The organism is Salmonella sp. 32120201201600049SM (assembly GCF_017572835.1).
In the GTDB taxonomy this organism is placed as follows: domain Bacteria; phylum Pseudomonadota; class Gammaproteobacteria; order Enterobacterales; family Enterobacteriaceae; genus Salmonella; species Salmonella enterica.
On the sequence record NZ_JAGESA010000008.1, the window covers coordinates 79,244 to 97,590 of the forward strand.

Genomic DNA, 18,347 nt, shown 5'->3' on the forward strand with positions numbered 1-18,347 from the left:
TTTCAGGCCTACGGTTCGAACAACATTGTAGGTCTGATAAGCGAAACGCCATCATGAAAAACATAATTCAATTAATCCACGATAAAACTGAAGAACCATCAATAAATCCGCGCAATACGTAATCATTTTTCACTAATCAACAATGACGATTGCATTTTTCATTTTTCAGACCGTAATCCCCTTGCGCCTTCCACGCCTTTGCGGCATTTTTTAGTCAAGCAAACACAAAAAGTACGACGCAACAGATTAACGGAGAAGGTTATGTGTTCTATTTTCGGCGTATTCGATATCAAAACAGATGCAGCGGAACTGCGTAAAAAAGCCCTTGAACTGTCACGCCTGATGCGCCATCGCGGCCCGGACTGGTCCGGCATCTACGCTTGCGATAACGCGATTCTCGCACATGAACGCTTGTCGATTGTTGATGTTAACGCCGGCGCCCAGCCCCTGTATAACGCCAGGAAAACCCACGTGCTGGCGGTGAACGGTGAAATTTATAACCATCAGACGTTACGCGCGGAGTATGGCGATCGTTACGCGTTCCAGACAGGCTCCGACTGCGAAGTTATTCTCGCGCTATATCAGGAAAAAGGGCCGGATTTCCTTGACGATTTACAGGGGATGTTCGCCTTCGCCCTGTATGACAGCGAAAAAGACGCTTATCTGATTGGTCGTGACCATATCGGTATTATTCCGCTCTATATGGGCTATGACGAATTCGGCAACTTCTACGTAGCGTCAGAAATGAAAGCGCTGACCCCGGTCTGCCGCACCATTAAAGAGTTCCCGGCGGGCAGCTACCTGTGGAGCAAAGACGGCGAAATTCGTCAGTACTATCAGCGCGACTGGTTCGATTACGATGCGGTAAAAGACAACGTCACCGACAAAAACGCGCTGCGTCAGGCGCTGGAAGAATCCGTGAAAAGCCACCTGATGTCCGACGTGCCCTATGGCGTGCTGCTCTCCGGCGGTCTGGACTCGTCGGTTATTTCGGCAATCACCAAAAAATTCGCCGCCCGTCGCGTCGAAGATCAGGAGCGCTCCGAAGCCTGGTGGCCACAGTTGCACTCTTTTGCGGTCGGTCTGGAAGGTTCGCCTGACCTGAAGGCGGCCCAGGAAGTGGCTAACCACCTCGGCACCGTGCACCATGAAATTCACTTCACCGTGCAGGAAGGCCTTGATGCCATTCGTGATGTTATCTATCACATTGAAACCTATGACGTGACCACTATCCGCGCCTCAACGCCGATGTATCTGATGTCGCGTAAGATCAAAGCGATGGGCATCAAAATGGTGCTCTCCGGCGAAGGTTCCGATGAGGTGTTTGGCGGCTACCTGTACTTCCATAAAGCGCCGAACGCCAAAGAGTTACATGAAGAGACGGTCCGTAAGCTACAGGCGCTGCATATGTATGACTGCGCCCGCGCCAACAAAGCGATGTCCGCCTGGGGCGTGGAAGCGCGCGTACCGTTCCTGGATAAAAAATTCCTCGACGTGGCGATGCGTATCAACCCACAGGATAAAATGTGCGGCAACGGCAAGATGGAAAAACACGTGCTGCGCGAGTGCTTCGAGTCTTATCTGCCAGCAAGCGTCGCGTGGCGTCAGAAAGAGCAGTTCTCTGACGGCGTAGGCTACAGCTGGATCGATACGCTGAAAGAAGTGGCGGCGAAACAGATTTCCGATCAACAACTGGAAACCGCCCGCTTCCGCTTTCCATACAACACGCCGTCGTCTAAAGAGGCGTACTTGTACCGGGAAATTTTTGAAGAATTGTTCCCGGTGCCGAGCGCGGCGGAATGCGTACCCGGCGGCCCGTCCGTGGCCTGTTCTTCCGCCAAAGCCATTGAGTGGGATGAAGCATTCAAAACGATGGATGACCCGTCAGGCCGCGCGGTCGGCGTGCATCAATCGGCGTACCAGTAAATTAACGATGACGAAAGAGCCCTTAGGGGCTCTTTTTTTATAGCAAACCACTTTCAGAAAAACGATTAATAACCAATAATTGCCGAATATTGCGCCACGCTGTTCGCAACCTAACCAAACAGACACTTTCCGACGTTTTTCGATGAAAAAGAGGTTGACGCTTCAAGGCTCAATACGCATAATGCGCCCCGCAACGCCGATAAGGTAACGCGAAAAAAGATGGCTACGTAGCTCAGTTGGTTAGAGCACATCACTCATAATGATGGGGTCACAGGTTCGAATCCCGTCGTAGCCACCATCTTTTTTGCGGGAGTGGCGAAATTGGTAGACGCACCAGATTTAGGTTCTGGCGCCGCAAGGTGTGCGAGTTCAAGTCTCGCCTCCCGCACCATTCACCGATAAGCGTTGTACGGATGGGGTATCGCCAAGCGGTAAGGCACCGGTTTTTGATACCGGCATTCCCTGGTTCGAATCCAGGTACCCCAGCCATATTTCTTCGAGTTTGCGGTTCACCGCGACGGTATTGGGGTATCGCCAAGCGGTAAGGCACCGGTTTTTGATACCGGCATTCCCTGGTTCGAATCCAGGTACCCCAGCCATCGAAGAAATCATCTGGCTACGTAGCTCAGTTGGTTAGAGCACATCACTCATAATGATGGGGTCACAGGTTCGAATCCCGTCGTAGCCACCATATTCAGAACGCGTCGAGGTATTCGACCGGTTCGAAAATAATTTGTTGGGGTATCGCCAAGCGGTAAGGCACCGGATTCTGATTCCGGCATTCCGAGGTTCGAATCCTCGTACCCCAGCCAGTTTTAAAGACGCTCTGCTAACGAGCGCAAGAAGTACGACAATTGGGGTATCGCCAAGCGGTAAGGCACCGGATTCTGATTCCGGCATTCCGAGGTTCGAATCCTCGTACCCCAGCCACCTTTAAAAAGCTCGCTTCGGCGAGCTTTTTGCTTTTCTGCGTTTATAAATTCCGAAAGAGGTTTCCCCCTCAATGCCCTGCTATCAGTAAAACGCTATGATAAAGCCTTACAGGGATCGTTCGGTAACCTCACAATGAATTACCAGTTTTGTTGGTATCTCTTTTTGCGGCCATTAACATTTTTTATGGTCGTCTTGCTCTGCGCTTTCACCTTCATTGATATCACGGCCAGCGCCGCCTGGTTGATTATTTTGGGTCTGGTTTACCCCGTGGCAGTGTCAATGAGGCTACATATACTGCACCAGAAAAAGGCCGTCATGTTGCGCCAGAATAGTGCGGAATGGATAGTGTATCTGCCAGGGATCCCTGTGCAAGAAAAACAAAGCGCGCTGATTAATGTCGCGTTTTCCTCGAAAAGGGCGCTGCGTGGATTCTATATTCGCGCTCTGTCCAGCAAAGTCATTCTTCACATCATCACTTTTTATATTCTGTGGTTTGATGTCCAACATGCAACACTGACGTGGTATCGGATTCTCGCCGCATTAATCACCCTGGCGATTCTGGTAAAATCAATGAGTTCCACATTACTGATGCTACATAAAGTAGTACGTTGCCAATACAACGTATGCACAATTGAAATGGCATCACCTTGGTATGAAATTGATTTTAAAGGGAAATTAGGTTTATGTGCTTTATTTGCAGTAAAGTAAGATGTCAATACTCTTACCCGACCTGCAATTGAGCGTTTTTACAAACCGGGTAAGGCATTCAGCGGGTTACAACCCCAACGCATACTTCAGCGCCTGACGTTTTAGCACGCCTGCGCGCTGCGCCGCCATCAGCCCCATATTGCGTAAAATACGCAGCGGCGGCAGTTCATTGCTGAACCCGGCATAAAACAGATCCATTCCACTTTGCATCATAAAATTATCTGCCATGCGCCGCGTCTGATAGCGTTTCAACACCGAATGGCTGGCCCAGGACTCGCCATAGCTACGGGCACTCGCCAGCACATCAATCAACGCATCAACATCCCGATACCCCAGGTTGACGCCCTGCCCGGCCAGCGGATGAATGGTATGCGCCGCGTCGCCTACCAGCGCCAGCCCCGGTTGTACATACTGCAACGCGTGACGACGGGTTAGCGGAAACGCGCCCGCCGCGACAGGCATCACCGCCCCCAGACGCGCCGGAAAGTGCTGGTTAATTTCCACCTGCAATTGCGTCATCGATAAATTCTGTAGCTGGCGAATACGTGCCGGAGCGTCATACCACACCAGCGACGCCCAATCGTCGAACAGCGGCAAAAAGGCGCGCGGCCCCGTTGGCGTAAACTGCTGCCAGGTGCTGTCGCTTGGCGCATTTTCACACTTGACGGTGATAAGCATACACGACTGTGCATATTGCCAGGCATGAATGCCAATTCCCGCCAGTTGCCGAACCTGCGAATTCGCGCCGTCGGCGCCAATCACTAACTTCGGCGTTACCCATTCGCCGTCGGCCAGTTCCAGCGCATAACCATCGTGGCGGCGGTGCAATGCCGCCAGTGAGGCCGGAACGCGCAGCGTCACGCCGGGGTGCGCTTCCAGCGCCTGCCACAGCGCCTGTTGCAGGACGTTGTTCTCTACCATATAGCCTAACAGCGGCAGCTTGAGTTCAGCGGCGTCGAACACCACATGGGCGTTTTCCCACTCCCAGGTCTCCAGTCGCCGATAAGGATGGCTACGCATCCCCTGCACCGCCTCCCAAACGCCCAGCCCCTTGAGCAGCGCCACGGATGCCGCGCTAATGGCCGAAATCCGCACGTCAGGCTGGCTGTCAGCCACAAACGGCGCAGGCGCGGCATGTTCTATTACCATCACCGTAAACCCTTGCTGCGCCAGACCCAGCGCCAGCGCGCCGCCGACCATTCCCCCGCCGACAATGGCAATTTCCGTTGGTTGATTTGTCATGGTCATTCATCCTGTTACGTTTTAGACAAGTTTACAGGATTTTTTACCCATTAGGGCTGACGTCAGTCATACTGGTCACAACCGCGCCAAAGCATTACACTATGCGCCCTGCTTTTCAGCCACTATTTCGCAAGAGCAAGTCGATGACTAAAAAACTCCATATTAAAACCTGGGGCTGTCAGATGAACGAGTACGATTCATCGAAGATGGCCGATCTGCTGGACGCCACCCACGGCTATCAACTGACCGACGTGGCGGAAGAGGCGGATGTGCTGCTGTTGAATACCTGCTCAATCCGCGAGAAGGCTCAGGAAAAAGTCTTCCATCAATTAGGTCGCTGGAGACTGTTAAAAGAGAAAAATCCCGATCTGATTATCGGCGTCGGCGGCTGCGTGGCTTCCCAGGAAGGCGAGCACATTCGTCAACGCGCCCATTACGTCGACATTATTTTTGGCCCGCAAACCTTACACCGCCTGCCGGAGATGATTAACTCCGTGCGTGGCGACCGTAGCCCGGTGGTCGATATCAGCTTCCCGGAAATCGAGAAGTTCGACCGTTTGCCGGAACCGCGCGCAGAAGGCCCGACCGCTTTCGTTTCTATCATGGAAGGCTGCAATAAATATTGTACTTACTGCGTGGTACCGTATACCCGCGGTGAAGAAGTCAGCCGTCCCTCAGACGATATCCTGTTCGAAATCGCCCAGTTAGCGGCGCAGGGCGTGCGTGAGGTCAACCTGCTGGGCCAGAACGTTAACGCCTGGCGCGGAGAAAACTACGACGGCACCACCGGTACCTTTGCCGATCTGCTGCGTCTGGTTGCCGCCATCGACGGCATTGACCGTATTCGCTTTACCACCAGCCATCCGATTGAGTTCACCGACGATATTATCGAGGTATACCGCGATACGCCGGAACTGGTCAGTTTCCTGCATCTGCCGGTACAGAGCGGTTCCGATCGCGTGTTGAATCTGATGGGGCGCACCCACACTGCGCTGGAATATAAAGCAATCATCCGTAAACTGCGCGCGGCGCGGCCGGACATTCAGATAAGCTCTGACTTTATCGTCGGATTCCCTGGCGAAACTACCGATGATTTCGAAAAAACCATGAAGCTTATCGCTGACGTCAACTTTGATATGAGCTACAGCTTTATCTTCTCTGCGCGTCCGGGAACGCCGGCTGCCGATATGGTTGATGACGTACCGGAAGAAGAGAAGAAGCAGCGTCTGTATATTCTGCAAGAGCGTATCAATCAGCAGGCGATGGCATGGAGCCGCCGTATGCTCGGCACGACACAGCGCATTCTGGTGGAAGGCACGTCACGTAAAAACATTATGGAACTGTCTGGCCGTACCGAAAACAATCGGGTGGTGAACTTTGAAGGCACGCCGGAGATGATTGGTAAGTTTGTCGATGTGGAAATTACTGACGTCTATCCGAACTCCCTGCGCGGAAAAGTGGTGCGTACCGAAGATGAAATGGGTCTGCGCGTCGCCGAAACGCCGGAGTCCGTCATTGCCCGTACCCGTAAAGAAAATGAGCTGGGCGTAGGATTCTACCAGCCTTAATCCTGCAGGAAAGGCAATAATGCCCGATGGCGCTACGCCTGTCGGGCTTCCTGGTCATGGCCTGTCGCCCGACGGGCCTTGCAATTTTCCCTCTTCATCCCCATCTTCATTGCAATGCTTGCGCCTTTTCCCTATGGCGTGAATAATTTCCTTAGATGCCGGTAAATGTTCAGCGTCCGGCGATACAGACACAAGAGGAACAGTTTGAATATAGACACTCGCGAAATTACCCTTGAGCCCGCAGACAACGCCCGTCTGTTGAGCCTTTGCGGGCCGTTTGATGACAATATTAAACAGCTCGAACGTCGTCTCGGTATTGAAATCAACCGCCGTGACAATCACTTTAAACTGACCGGTCGTCCGATTTGCGTGACCGCGGCGACAGATATTTTGCGAAGTCTGTATGTCGATACCGCACCGATGCGCGGCCAGACTCAGGATATCGAACCGGAACAAATTCATCTGGCGATCAAAGAAGCGCGGGTGCTGGAACAGAGCGCGGAAAGCGTGCCTGACTATGGCAAAGCTATTAATATCAAAACCAAGCGCGGCGTGATTAAACCGCGTACCCCGAACCAGGCGCAGTACATCGCCAATATTCTCGATCATGATATTACCTTTGGCGTCGGCCCGGCGGGTACCGGTAAAACTTATCTTGCGGTCGCCGCTGCGGTAGACGCCCTGGAGCGCCAGGAGATTCGCCGTATTCTACTGACCCGTCCGGCGGTGGAAGCGGGCGAAAAACTCGGCTTTCTGCCAGGCGATTTAAGTCAGAAGGTGGACCCGTACCTGCGTCCGCTGTATGACGCGCTGTTCGAAATGCTCGGCTTTGAAAAAGTCGAGAAGCTGATTGAACGCAATGTGATTGAAGTCGCACCGCTGGCCTATATGCGCGGACGCACGTTAAACGACGCCTTTATCATTCTGGATGAAAGCCAGAACACCACTATCGAACAGATGAAGATGTTCCTGACGCGTATCGGCTTTAACTCGAAAGCGGTGATCACCGGCGACGTGACGCAGATTGACCTGCCACGCAACACCAAATCCGGCTTGCGTCATGCCATTGAAGTGCTGGCGGAAGTCGATGAAATCAGTTTCAACTTCTTCCACAGCGAAGACGTGGTGCGCCATCCGGTCGTTGCCCGCATTGTTAACGCCTATGAAGCCTGGGAAGAGGCCGAACAAAAACGCAAAGCGGCGTTGGCGGCAGAGCGTAAGCGTGAAGCCCAGGAGCAGGAACAGAAATGAGCCAGGTGATCCTCGATTTACAGTTGGCCTGTGAAAACCACGCGGGCCTGCCGGATGAAGCTCAGTTTCAACGCTGGCTGGACGGCGTTATTCCGCAGTTTCAGGAAGAGGCGGAAGTCACAATCCGTCTGGTGGATGAGGCCGAAAGCCACGACCTTAATTTGACGTACCGCGGGAAAGATAAACCCACTAATGTTCTCTCCTTCCCGTTTGAAGCGCCCCCCGGCATTGAAATGCCGCTACTGGGCGATCTGATTATTTGCCGTCAGGTCGTGGAGCAGGAAGCGCAGGAACAGATCAAGCCGCTGGAGGCGCACTGGGCGCACATGGTCGTGCACGGTAGCCTGCATTTGCTGGGTTACGATCATATCGACGATGACGAAGCGGAAGAGATGGAGTCTCTCGAAACGGAGATTATGCTTGCTATGGGCTATGAGGATCCGTACATTGCCGAGAAGATTGCAGAATAGTAGCTTGCCGGATGGCGGCGCTTGCGCCTTATCCGGCCTACATTCATGCCTTTTGTAGCCCTGATAAGCGTAGCGTCATCAGGCAAAACATGCCGTCACAGCTGAGTATACGCATGACGAGCTTTGTATTAACTAACATGAGAACCCATACGACGCCATGAGCGACGACAATTCACACAGTAGTGACACAGTAAACAGTAAAAAGGGATTTTTTTCCCTGCTACTCAGCCAGCTTTTCCACGGTGAACCTAAAAACCGTGATGAGTTGCTGGCGCTGATCCGTGATTCCGGGCAGAACGAGCTTATCGATGAAGATACGCGCGATATGCTCGAAGGCGTAATGGACATCGCCGACCAGCGCGTTCGCGATATTATGATCCCGCGCTCCCAGATGATTACCCTGAAACGCAACCAGACGCTGGACGAATGTCTCGATGTTATCATCGAGTCCGCCCACTCGCGTTTTCCGGTGATCAGCGAAGATAAAGATCACATTGAAGGGATTCTGATGGCCAAAGATTTGCTGCCGTTTATGCGCAGCGATGCCGAAGCCTTCAGCATGGACAAAGTGTTACGCACCGCGGTTGTCGTACCGGAAAGCAAACGGGTTGACCGTATGCTCAAGGAATTCCGCTCCCAGCGCTACCATATGGCCATCGTTATCGATGAGTTTGGCGGCGTTTCCGGCCTTGTGACTATCGAAGACATCCTCGAACTGATTGTCGGTGAAATTGAAGATGAGTATGACGAAGAAGACGATATCGACTTCCGTCAGCTTAGCCGCCATACCTGGACGATTCGCGCGCTGGCGTCGATTGAAGACTTCAATGACGCTTTCGGCACCCACTTCAGCGATGAAGAGGTCGATACCATCGGCGGGCTGGTGATGCAGGCGTTCGGCCATTTACCGGCCCGCGGCGAAACCATTGACATTGATGGTTACCAGTTCAAAGTGGCGATGGCCGATAGTCGTCGTATTATTCAGGTGCATGTCAGGATCCCGGATGACTCGCCCCAGCCAAAACTGGACGAATAACAGCAATAGTGGACTAAAAATGGCATTTGCCTCGTTAATTGAACGCCAGCGTATTCGCCTGCTGCTGGCGTTATTATTCGGCGCCTGCGGAACACTGGCTTTCTCTCCGTATGACGTCTGGCCCGCAGCGATAGTATCGCTTATCGGGCTGCAGGCCTTAACGTTTAATCGCCGCCCGCTCCAGTCTGCCGCCATCGGCTATTGCTGGGGACTCGGACTTTTCGGTAGCGGGATTAACTGGGTTTATGTCAGTATCGCGCAGTTTGGCGGCATGCCGGGCCCGGTTAACGTTTTTCTGGTGGTGCTGCTTGCAGCTTATCTCTCGCTGTATACCGGACTGTTTGCCGGGATTTTGTCGCGCCTGTGGCCAAAAACCAACTGGCTGCGCGTCGCTATCGCCGCGCCTGCAATATGGCAAATCACCGAATTTTTACGCGGCTGGGTGCTGACCGGCTTCCCCTGGCTGCAATTTGGCTATAGTCAGGTCGATGGCCCGCTAAAAGGCCTGGCGCCGGTAATGGGCGTCGAAGCGATCAACTTCCTGCTGATGATGGTCAGCGGCCTGTTAGCGCTGGCACTGGCGACGCGGAACTGGCGTCCGCTGGCTGTCGCCGTGATTCTGTTTGCTTTGCCCTTTCCGCTACGTTATATCCAGTGGTTTACGCTGGAACCGGCCAAAGCGACCCAGGTATCGCTGGTGCAGGGCGATATCCCGCAGTCGCTGAAGTGGGACGAAAACCAGCTACTGAATACGCTAAAAATTTATCTCAACGAAACTCGCCCAGAGTTAGGCAAATCACAGATTATTATCTGGCCTGAGTCGGCGATTCCGGATCTCGAAATCAATCAGCAGCCTTTCCTTCGTTCGCTGGACGAGATGTTACGCGAAAAAAATAGCACGCTGATCACCGGTATTGTCGATGCGCGTCTCAATAAACAGAATCGATACGACACCTACAATACGATTATTACGTTGGGCAAGGATAATCCATACAGTTATGACTCGCCCAATCGCTACAATAAAAATCACCTTGTGCCCTTTGGCGAGTTCGTTCCGCTGGAGTCTATCCTGCGTCCGCTGGCGCCGTTCTTCGATCTGCCCATGTCCTCCTTTAGCCGCGGCCCTTATATCCAGCCGCAGTTACATGCGCACGACTATAAGCTGACGGCGGCAATCTGTTATGAAATTATTCTTGGCGAGCAGGTGCGGGATAACTTCCGCCCGGACACCGACTACCTGCTGACGATTTCTAACGACGCCTGGTTTGGTAAGTCCATTGGCCCGTGGCAACATTTCCAGATGGCGCGGATGCGTTCGCTGGAGCTGGCGCGTCCGTTACTGCGCAGTACTAATAACGGTATTACGGCGGTGATTGGCCCGCAGGGCGAAATTCAGGCGATGATCCCGCAGTTCACACGCCAGGTACTGACCACCAATGTCACGCCAACCACGGGTTTAACTCCCTATGCCCGTACCGGCAACTGGCCGCTATGGGTACTGACCGCGCTGTTTGCTTTTGGCGCGGTAGTGATGAGTCTGCGACAACGACGGAAATAATCTCTCCCCAGGCCGGATAGCGCTTCATTTATCCGGCCTGAAAATCCTCCTTTTTCCCTCATTCTGGCACGTCTATTGCTTTGTTAAACATGGCAAACCTGTTCTGGCTGCTTGTGCAACCGGGTCGCACCAAAAACGATCATCGGTAGCACCTGAACGGTGCAATGTAGGATTTTTGCCTCTGAACGGTGCGGCGCACTTCGCAAAAATAAACAATATCGCAGCAAAATATTTACAACAAGCCACACTAAATGTTAACAAACACACATAACACTGCACGCGCAAGTTGCAGGCAATAACAACATCACAATAGCTATCAATGCGTCGACGGCGCATATGATAAAGGAGTTGGATATGCAATTACGTAAGCTAACCACAGCAATGCTGGCCATGGGACTGTCTGCGGGCCTTGCGCACGCAGAAGATGGCGCGCCTGCCGCTGGTAGCACCCTGGACAAGATCGCTAAAAATGGCGTGATCGTCGTCGGGCATCGCGAATCTTCTGTGCCCTTTTCTTATTACGACAACCAGCAGAAAGTGGTCGGCTATTCCCAGGACTACTCCAACGCCATTGTGGAAGCGGTAAAAAAGAAACTTAACAAGCCCGATCTGCAGGTGAAGCTGATCCCGATCACCTCGCAAAACCGTATTCCGCTGTTGCAAAACGGAACCTTCGATTTTGAATGTGGTTCAACGACTAACAACCTTGAGCGCCAGAAACAGGCCGCCTTCTCCGATACGATTTTCGTCGTCGGGACGCGACTGCTGACTAAAAAAGGCGGCGATATTAAAGATTTCCCGGATCTGAAAGGCAAAGCGGTCGTCGTCACCTCCGGGACGACCTCTGAAATTCTGCTGCATAAGCTTAACGAAGAGCAAAAGATGGGGATGCGTATTATTAGCGCGAAAGACCACGGTGACTCGTTCCGCACCCTGGAAAGCGGTCGCGCCGTCGCCTTTATGATGGATGACGCGCTGCTGGCCGGCGAGCGCGCCAAAGCCAAGAAACCGGATAACTGGGAGATTGTCGGTAAACCGCAGTCCCAGGAAGCCTACGGCTGTATGCTGCGTAAAAACGACCCTGAGTTTAAAAAGCTGATGGACGATACCATCGCCCAGGCGCAAACCTCCGGCGAAGCGGAAAAGTGGTTTGATAAGTGGTTTAAAAATCCGATCCCACCGAAAAACCTGAACATGAATTTCGAGTTGTCTGACGAGATGAAAGCCCTGTTCAAAGCACCGAATGATAAAGCGCTTAACTAACTAAAACTAAATGGGACGGGACTCCTGTCCTCTCGATTGTCGCTCAGCACGGACAGACTATAAGCCTGATGGTCGTTCCCCATCGGGCCTGAAGCCGAAAATCGCCGGGCAACAATCTTCGAGGGTAGCGCTGCTACCCTTTTTTTTCGGAGTAGATGTATGTCAATAGACTGGAACTGGGGTATTTTTTTACAGGAAGCCCCCTTCGGCAATACCACCTATCTCGGCTGGCTATGGAGTGGTTTTCAGGTCACCGTCGCCCTTTCGATTACCGCCTGGATTATCGCTTTCCTGGTAGGATCTATTTTCGGCATTTTACGTACCGTTCCCAACCGTTTCCTCTCCGGACTGGGCACGTTGTACGTAGAACTGTTCCGTAATGTGCCGCTGATCGTGCAATTCTTCACCTGGTACCTGGTGGTGCCTGAACTGTTGCCGGAAGATCTTGGCATGTGGTTTAAGGCGGAACTCGATCCCAATATTCAGTTTTTCCTCTCCTCAATGATCTGTCTGGGACTGTTTACCGCCGCCCGCGTTTGCGAACAGGTGCGCGCCGCGATTCAGTCTCTGCCTCGCGGGCAGAAGAACGCGGCGCTGGCGATGGGGCTAACGCTGCCGCAGGCTTATCGCTATGTCCTGCTGCCGAATGCCTATCGCGTTATCGTACCGCCAATGACGTCAGAGATGATGAACCTGGTGAAAAACTCGGCTATTGCCTCAACCATCGGCCTGGTGGATATGGCGGCGCAGGCAGGCAAACTGTTGGATTACTCGGCGCACGCCTGGGAATCCTTCACCGCCATTACGCTGGCCTATGTGCTGATTAACGCCGTTATCATGCTGGTCATGAGCCTGGTTGAACGCAAAGTCCGCCTGCCGGGCAACGTGGGGAGCAAATAATGTACGAATTTGACTGGAGTTCGATTATCCCCTCACTGCCTTACCTACTGGCCGGGTTGGTCATCACGCTGAAGATCACCGTCACCGCCGTTATCGTGGGGATAGTCTGGGGAACCATTCTGGCCGTCATGCGCCTCTCAAGCTTTGCCCCTATCGCCTGGTTTGCTAAAGCGTATGTTAACGTTTTCCGTTCCATCCCGTTGGTGATGGTCTTGCTGTGGTTCTATCTGATTGTACCCGGCTTTCTGCAAAACGTGCTGGGACTATCGCCGAAAACCGATATCCGCCTGATCTCCGCGATGGTGGCATTCTCCATGTTTGAAGCGGCCTACTATTCCGAGATTATTCGCGCCGGTATTCAAAGTATTTCCCGCGGGCAGTCCAGCGCCGCGCTGGCGCTGGGGATGACCCACTGGCAGTCGATGAAGCTCATTATTCTGCCGCAGGCGTTTCGGGCGATGGTGCCGCTGTTGCTTACGCAGGGCATCGTGCTATTTCAGGACACCTCTTTAGTTTATGTACTCAGCCTGGCGGACTTCTTCCGCACCGCGTCGACTATCGGCGAGCGTGACGGTACTCAGGTCGAAATGATTCTGTTCGCCGGCGCCGTTTATTTTGTTATCAGCCTGAGCGCGTCGTTGCTGGTCAGCTATTTGAAGAAAAGGACAGTTTAATGATTACCCTGAAAAATGTTTCAAAATGGTATGGTCACTTTCAGGTGCTGACCGATTGTTCAACAGAAGTGAAAAAAGGTGAGGTGGTGGTAGTCTGCGGGCCATCGGGTTCCGGTAAATCCACGCTGATTAAGACCGTCAATGGTCTGGAGCCGGTGCAAAAAGGCGAAATTACCGTTAACGGCATTATTGTGAACGACAAAAAAACCGATCTGGCGAAACTGCGTTCCCGCGTGGGCATGGTATTCCAACACTTCGAGCTGTTTCCCCACCTGTCGATCATCGAAAACCTGACGCTGGCGCAGGTGAAAGTGCTGAAACGCGATAAGGCCGCCGCCCGCGATAAAGGCCTGAAGCTGTTGGAGCGCGTTGGCCTGTCTGCACATGCCAACAAGTTCCCGGCGCAGCTTTCCGGCGGCCAGCAGCAGCGCGTGGCGATCGCCCGCGCGCTATGTATGGACCCCATTGCCATGTTATTCGATGAACCGACTTCCGCGCTCGATCCGGAAATGATCAACGAGGTGCTGGACGTGATGGTCGAACTGGCGAACGAAGGGATGACCATGATGGTGGTGACGCACGAAATGGGCTTTGCCCGTAAAGTGGCTAACCGGGTGATCTTTATGGATGAAGGTAAAATCGTCGAAGATTCGCCAAAAGAGGAGTTCTTCGCTAACCCCAGTTCCGATCGCGCAAAAGACTTCCTTGCGAAAATCCTGCACTAATCTTCCCGGCGCGCATGTCAGAGTGCGCGCTATCTCACGCTTTACCGCTTCGCTTCTCGAAACGTATCCAGCCGGGCGTTAACCTTGTCACAAAGTACCGCTTACAAGGAGCCACAATGGCACTGCCCATTATTATTGATTGCGATCCGGGTCATGATGACGCGATCGCCCTCGTTCTCGCCCTCGCCTCCCCTGAACTGGAAGTGAAAGCGATCACCTCTTCCGCCGGCAACCAGACGCCGGAGAAGACCCTGCGCAACGTGCTGCGGATGCTGACACTGCTCAAACGCCCGGATATTCCGGTGGCGGGCGGCGCGGTGAAACCTCTCATGCGCGAACTGATTATCGCCGATAACGTTCACGGCGAAAGCGGCCTCGACGGCCCGGCGCTGCCCGAACCGTCATTCGCCCCGCAAAGCGGCACTGCCGTTGAGCTGATGGCAAAAACGCTGCGCGAGAGCGCACAACCGGTCACCATCGTCTCCACTGGCCCACAGACCAACGTGGCGCTGCTGCTGAATAGCCATCCGGAACTGCATACGAAAATCGCCCGCATTGTGATCATGGGCGGCGCGATGGCGCTGGGTAACTGGACGCCCGCTGCGGAATTTAATATTTACGTCGACCCGGAAGCGGCAGAAATTGTCTTCCAGTCAGGCATTCCGGTGGTGATGGCCGGGCTGGACGTCACTCATAAGGCACAGATTCACGCCGCCGATATCGAACGCTTTCGCGCCATCGGCAACCCGATTTCCACCATCGTCGCCGAACTGCTGGACTTCTTTATGGAGTACCACAAAGACGAAAAATGGGGATTTGTCGGCGCACCGCTGCACGACCCGTGCACCATCGCCTGGCTGCTCAAGCCCGAGATTTTCACCACCGTTGAGCGTTGGGTTGGCGTGGAAACCCAGGGGAAATACACCCAGGGGATGACGGTGGTGGATTATTATTTCCTGACGGGGAATAAGCCGAATGCGACGGTGATGGTCGATGTAGACCGCCAGGGATTTGTCGATTTGCTGGCGGAACGGCTGCAATACTACGCATAAAGCGCAAAGTAGAATCCAGGGATGAACAGCGATGTTTTGGCGTAACAATAGACCTGAAATCAGCATGCTACAGCACGATGTAGCCCATATAACGTTTTCAGTACGTAACGGAAAAGCATTGCTTCGTCCCAGCGTTATCCACGATCCCGACTCTGACGCCGGTATTCATACGCTCTCCTGGCATGGCTCGCCGCTGATTCGTTTTTACACTGAAGCCTGGTGCCCAACCTGCGCAGAATTTGTTTATGCCGGTTTTAGCAATGATGATGAAGGCGCCGCGGAGTTTTTATCCTCACTTGCCGAGTGGAATCAGCCAGGAGTCGGGTTGAACGAAGCATTTACCGCCCTGACGCCGCTGTTTTCGCTCTTTGCCGATGGCTATTACCGGCTGGAAGAACGCGAACTTTATCCCACAGATGGCAACGGACATTTTTTCTGGGCGGTGGGTAACGAAAAACAACCGAATCCCGCGACCACAGGGCGGTGGATTGCTGACGTGGACTATCACTACCAGTCCGGCGAACCCTGTTTTTTACTGCCAGGCCAGCCCCCATCGCGATTTAACCCACAACGCGCCGGGTATTATCGCGATAAGCCAGAGAGCCACGCGCTGGCCTGGCATATGAATGACAGCTGGCTTTGCGTCCTGCTTGATGGTCACCATAAAGCCACCGCCGCCGCGCTGGAAGGCCGGCCCGTGAAAACCTGGGTCATCAGCCAGCCGGTGGCGATGACATGCTACGAGACGCGGCAGCAATACCTGCGATTTTATGACGGCGAGCGCCTGGAAGAAGCCCAGTTTCAGCGCCGCATCCCCCTGAAAATACAGTACGAAAAACTACCGCCATCCCTTTGGGAGGATTACTTTACTCGCCATGACGGACGTTATACCCACGTCAACTGGCCGAACGCATTGGCTAACTGCGCAACGCATTATCCCGATCTTGCGGCCTGCGCAGATATTATTGCCGCAGGCGATCTGAGCGAGGCCGGCCTCAACAAAATCATGGCGCAAGGGATCACCGAAGAGGGATTTCCCGCCGTACTGTTACGCGCGCTGTTTTATACCCATTCTCCCTTGTTGATTGATTTTATCCGTTTTCTGACTCGCGCACCCGGTTATGCTTGCCACTACCCGCTGGCGTTTCGTTTACTGGCCCAGAAACGCACGCCACAGGCCGATGCTTTTTTCCTCGATTTCGCCATCAATGATGACGGCGAGCGCCCGGAATTAACGAATATTATGGATGAATACTTTCGCCAGGCATGACATTGATAAAGATCACCACGCCAGAGGGTGGTGTTCTTTATTCTATGAACTCTCTTTCCCGATAAATTAAACGCAATGGATAATGCAACGTTAGCGATTGGTATCGATCTCGGCACCACTAATAGTTTAATCGCCGTCTGGCAAGACGGAGCCGCACAATTAATACCTAATAAATTTGGTGAATATTTAACACCATCCATAATTAGTATGGATGAAAATAAACAAATTCTGGTGGGAAAACCTGCCGCAGCTCGTAAAACATCTCATCCAGATAAAACCGCTGCCTTATTTAAACGCGCAATGGGCAGTAATACTCACTGGCATTTGGGTGAAGAGTCGTTTAATGCGCCGGAATTATCTTCGCTGGTGTTACGCTCGCTGAAAGAAGATGCGGAAGACTACCTTCAGCAGCCAATCAAGGACGTCGTGATCTCGGTTCCGGCTTATTTCAGCGATGAGCAGCGTAAGCATACACGCCTTGCCGCTGAGCTTGCGGGGTTAAACGCCGTGCGCTTGATCAATGAACCCACGGCGGCGGCAATGGCTTATGGCCTGCATACGCAGCAAAACAGCCGTTCGCTGGTTTTCGATCTGGGGGGCGGAACCTTTGATGTGACCGTTCTGGAATACGCTACGCCGATTATCGAAGTTCACGCCTCCGCTGGCGATAACTACCTCGGCGGCGAAGATTTCACGCATTTGTTGCTTGATGAAGTGCTGAAACGCTGGAACCTCGATAAATCAGCGCTGACGGATAGCGATCTGGCTGCGCTGTATGCCTGTGTTGAAGCCGCAAAATGCGCCAGCGGCTCCCCGCTGCGCATGAGCTGGCTTTATCAGGAGCGCGCGCTGGAAAGCACGTTTTATGACGATGAGCTGGAAGCCCTGTGGCTACCGTTGCTCAATCGGCTGCGCACGCCCATTGAGCAGGCGCTGCGCGACTCCCGACTCAAACCGGAGCAAATTGACAGCCTGGTGCTGGTCGGCGGCGCGTCACAGATGCCGCTGGTGCAACGCATCGCGGTGCGCTTATTCGGTAAATTGCCCTATCAAAGTTACGATCCCAGCACCATCGTGGCGCTTGGCGCCGCAACTCAGGCCGCCTGTCGCCTGCGCCATGAAGACGTTGAAGAGGTGATCCTCACAGATATCTGCCCCTACTCGCTGGGCGTGGAAGTCAACCGACAGGGCGTGCCTGGTATCTTCTCGCCCATCATTGAACGCAATACCACCGTTCCGGTGTCAAAAGTGGAAACGTACTCCACCATGCACCCTGAGCAGGACTCTATTTGCGTCAGGGTATACCAGGGCGAAAGTCACAAGGTGAAAAATAATATCCTGATTGATTCTTTTGACGTCATGCTGAAGCCGAACGGGCACATTCAGGCCATTGATATTCGTTTTAGCTACGATATTAATGGTCTGCTGGAAGTTGACGTGCTGCTGGAAGACGGCAAGAGTGAATCCAGAATCATCAGTCACAATGCCACCTCACTGACGACGCAGCAAATCGACGCCAGCCGCGAGCGGCTGCTGGCGCTGAAAATTTATCCCCGCGATATGCTGATTAACCGGACGTTTAAAGCCCAGTTAGAGGAGCAGTGGTCACGCGCGTTAGGCGATGAGCGCGAAATGCTGGGGGAGATTATTACCGATTTCGACGCGGCCCTGCTGTCTAATGATATGCAGCGCGTCGATGACGTGCGCCGTCGCGCCTGTGAATATCTGGGTATTGACGAGCCGAAAGCGCCGTAACGGCGCTTTCACTGCC

The 18,347-nt window shown here is 53.3% G+C and carries 15 protein-coding genes and 7 tRNA genes; 21 read left to right on the forward strand and 1 reads right to left on the reverse strand.

What is annotated here, in order from left to right; translation table 11 throughout:
- Positions 1 to 261 precede the first annotated feature (261 nt).
- The 9 genes from asnB to J4650_RS16205 all read left to right on the forward strand — a co-directional run bounded on the left by asnB (position 262) and on the right by J4650_RS16205 (position 3,567).
- Positions 262 to 1,926, forward strand: a complete 1,665-nt coding sequence (gene asnB, locus J4650_RS16165; RefSeq protein ID WP_000337034.1) for an asparagine synthase B — start codon at positions 262 to 264, stop codon at positions 1,924 to 1,926.
- A 221-nt stretch (positions 1,927 to 2,147) separates the two neighbouring features.
- Positions 2,148 to 2,224 (forward strand) — tRNA-Met (locus J4650_RS16170).
- 8 nt (positions 2,225 to 2,232) lie between these two features.
- Positions 2,233 to 2,317, forward strand: a tRNA-Leu gene (locus J4650_RS16175).
- 23 nt (positions 2,318 to 2,340) lie between these two features.
- Positions 2,341 to 2,415: transfer RNA gene (locus J4650_RS16180), tRNA-Gln, on the forward strand.
- Positions 2,416 to 2,450: 35 nt separating this feature from the next.
- Positions 2,451 to 2,525, forward strand: a tRNA-Gln gene (locus J4650_RS16185).
- A 15-nt stretch (positions 2,526 to 2,540) separates the two neighbouring features.
- Positions 2,541 to 2,617 (forward strand) — tRNA-Met (locus J4650_RS16190).
- A gap of 46 nt (positions 2,618 to 2,663) precedes the next feature.
- Positions 2,664 to 2,738, forward strand: a tRNA-Gln gene (locus tag J4650_RS16195).
- A 43-nt stretch (positions 2,739 to 2,781) separates the two neighbouring features.
- A tRNA-Gln gene (locus J4650_RS16200) sits at positions 2,782 to 2,856 on the forward strand.
- 135 nt (positions 2,857 to 2,991) lie between these two features.
- Positions 2,992 to 3,567, forward strand: a complete 576-nt coding sequence (locus tag J4650_RS16205; protein ID WP_001109076.1) for a hypothetical protein — start codon at positions 2,992 to 2,994, stop codon at positions 3,565 to 3,567.
- A 66-nt stretch (positions 3,568 to 3,633) separates the two neighbouring features.
- On the opposite strand, the gene ubiF is transcribed toward J4650_RS16205, so the two are convergent.
- The gene (gene ubiF / locus J4650_RS16210) at positions 3,634 to 4,809 is read right to left on the reverse strand and encodes a 3-demethoxyubiquinol 3-hydroxylase (RefSeq protein ID WP_023993206.1); all 1,176 of its coding nucleotides are present in this window, start codon (positions 4,807 to 4,809) and stop codon (positions 3,634 to 3,636) included.
- 143 nt (positions 4,810 to 4,952) lie between these two features.
- Between ubiF and miaB the strand changes: the two genes are divergently transcribed.
- From miaB to J4650_RS16270, 12 genes are all read left to right on the forward strand, one after another.
- Complete coding sequence (gene miaB / locus J4650_RS16215) at positions 4,953 to 6,377, forward strand: tRNA (N6-isopentenyl adenosine(37)-C2)-methylthiotransferase MiaB (RefSeq protein WP_001519200.1); 1,425 nt, start codon at positions 4,953 to 4,955, stop codon at positions 6,375 to 6,377.
- Positions 6,378 to 6,581: 204 nt separating this feature from the next.
- Entirely contained in the window at positions 6,582 to 7,628 is a 1,047-nt protein-coding gene (locus tag J4650_RS16220) for a PhoH family protein (protein WP_001018045.1), read from the forward strand.
- A complete protein-coding gene (ybeY, locus tag J4650_RS16225; protein WP_023993207.1) occupies positions 7,625 to 8,098 on the forward strand; it encodes an rRNA maturation RNase YbeY in 474 nt (157 codons plus the stop codon). Before J4650_RS16220 ends, ybeY begins: the two co-directional genes overlap by 4 nt.
- A 157-nt stretch (positions 8,099 to 8,255) precedes the next feature.
- Positions 8,256 to 9,134: a CNNM family magnesium/cobalt transport protein CorC gene (gene corC / locus J4650_RS16230; protein WP_001278615.1), complete on the forward strand. Its 879-nt coding sequence runs from the start codon at positions 8,256 to 8,258 to the stop codon at positions 9,132 to 9,134.
- A gap of 19 nt (positions 9,135 to 9,153) precedes the next feature.
- Positions 9,154 to 10,692, forward strand: a complete 1,539-nt coding sequence (gene lnt / locus J4650_RS16235) for an apolipoprotein N-acyltransferase (RefSeq protein ID WP_001575804.1) — start codon at positions 9,154 to 9,156, stop codon at positions 10,690 to 10,692.
- A gap of 354 nt (positions 10,693 to 11,046) precedes the next feature.
- The gene (locus J4650_RS16240; protein ID WP_001531395.1) at positions 11,047 to 11,955 is read left to right on the forward strand and encodes an amino acid ABC transporter substrate-binding protein; all 909 of its coding nucleotides are present in this window, start codon (positions 11,047 to 11,049) and stop codon (positions 11,953 to 11,955) included.
- 159 nt (positions 11,956 to 12,114) lie between these two features.
- A complete protein-coding gene (gene gltJ / locus J4650_RS16245; protein ID WP_000020930.1) occupies positions 12,115 to 12,855 on the forward strand; it encodes a glutamate/aspartate ABC transporter permease GltJ in 741 nt (246 codons plus the stop codon).
- Entirely contained in the window at positions 12,855 to 13,529 is a 675-nt protein-coding gene (gltK, locus tag J4650_RS16250) for a glutamate/aspartate ABC transporter permease GltK (RefSeq protein ID WP_000272794.1), read from the forward strand. The genes gltJ and gltK overlap by 1 nt, the downstream gene beginning before the upstream one ends.
- Entirely contained in the window at positions 13,529 to 14,254 is a 726-nt protein-coding gene (gene gltL, locus J4650_RS16255; protein ID WP_000631369.1) for a glutamate/aspartate ABC transporter ATP-binding protein GltL, read from the forward strand. The genes gltK and gltL overlap by 1 nt, the downstream gene beginning before the upstream one ends.
- Before the next feature lie 116 nt (positions 14,255 to 14,370).
- On the forward strand, positions 14,371 to 15,306 hold the full coding sequence (gene rihA / locus J4650_RS16260; RefSeq protein WP_001207422.1) for a pyrimidine-specific ribonucleoside hydrolase RihA: 936 nt from the start codon (positions 14,371 to 14,373) through the stop codon (positions 15,304 to 15,306).
- A gap of 31 nt (positions 15,307 to 15,337) precedes the next feature.
- Positions 15,338 to 16,576, forward strand: coding sequence for a hypothetical protein (locus tag J4650_RS16265; protein ID WP_000498894.1), 1,239 nt, complete (start codon positions 15,338 to 15,340; stop codon positions 16,574 to 16,576).
- A 75-nt stretch (positions 16,577 to 16,651) separates the two neighbouring features.
- Positions 16,652 to 18,331 (forward strand): molecular chaperone HscC, encoded by a 1,680-nt coding sequence (locus J4650_RS16270; protein ID WP_000368025.1) that lies wholly within the window; start codon positions 16,652 to 16,654, stop codon positions 18,329 to 18,331.
- Positions 18,332 to 18,347: the final 16 nt, after the last annotated feature.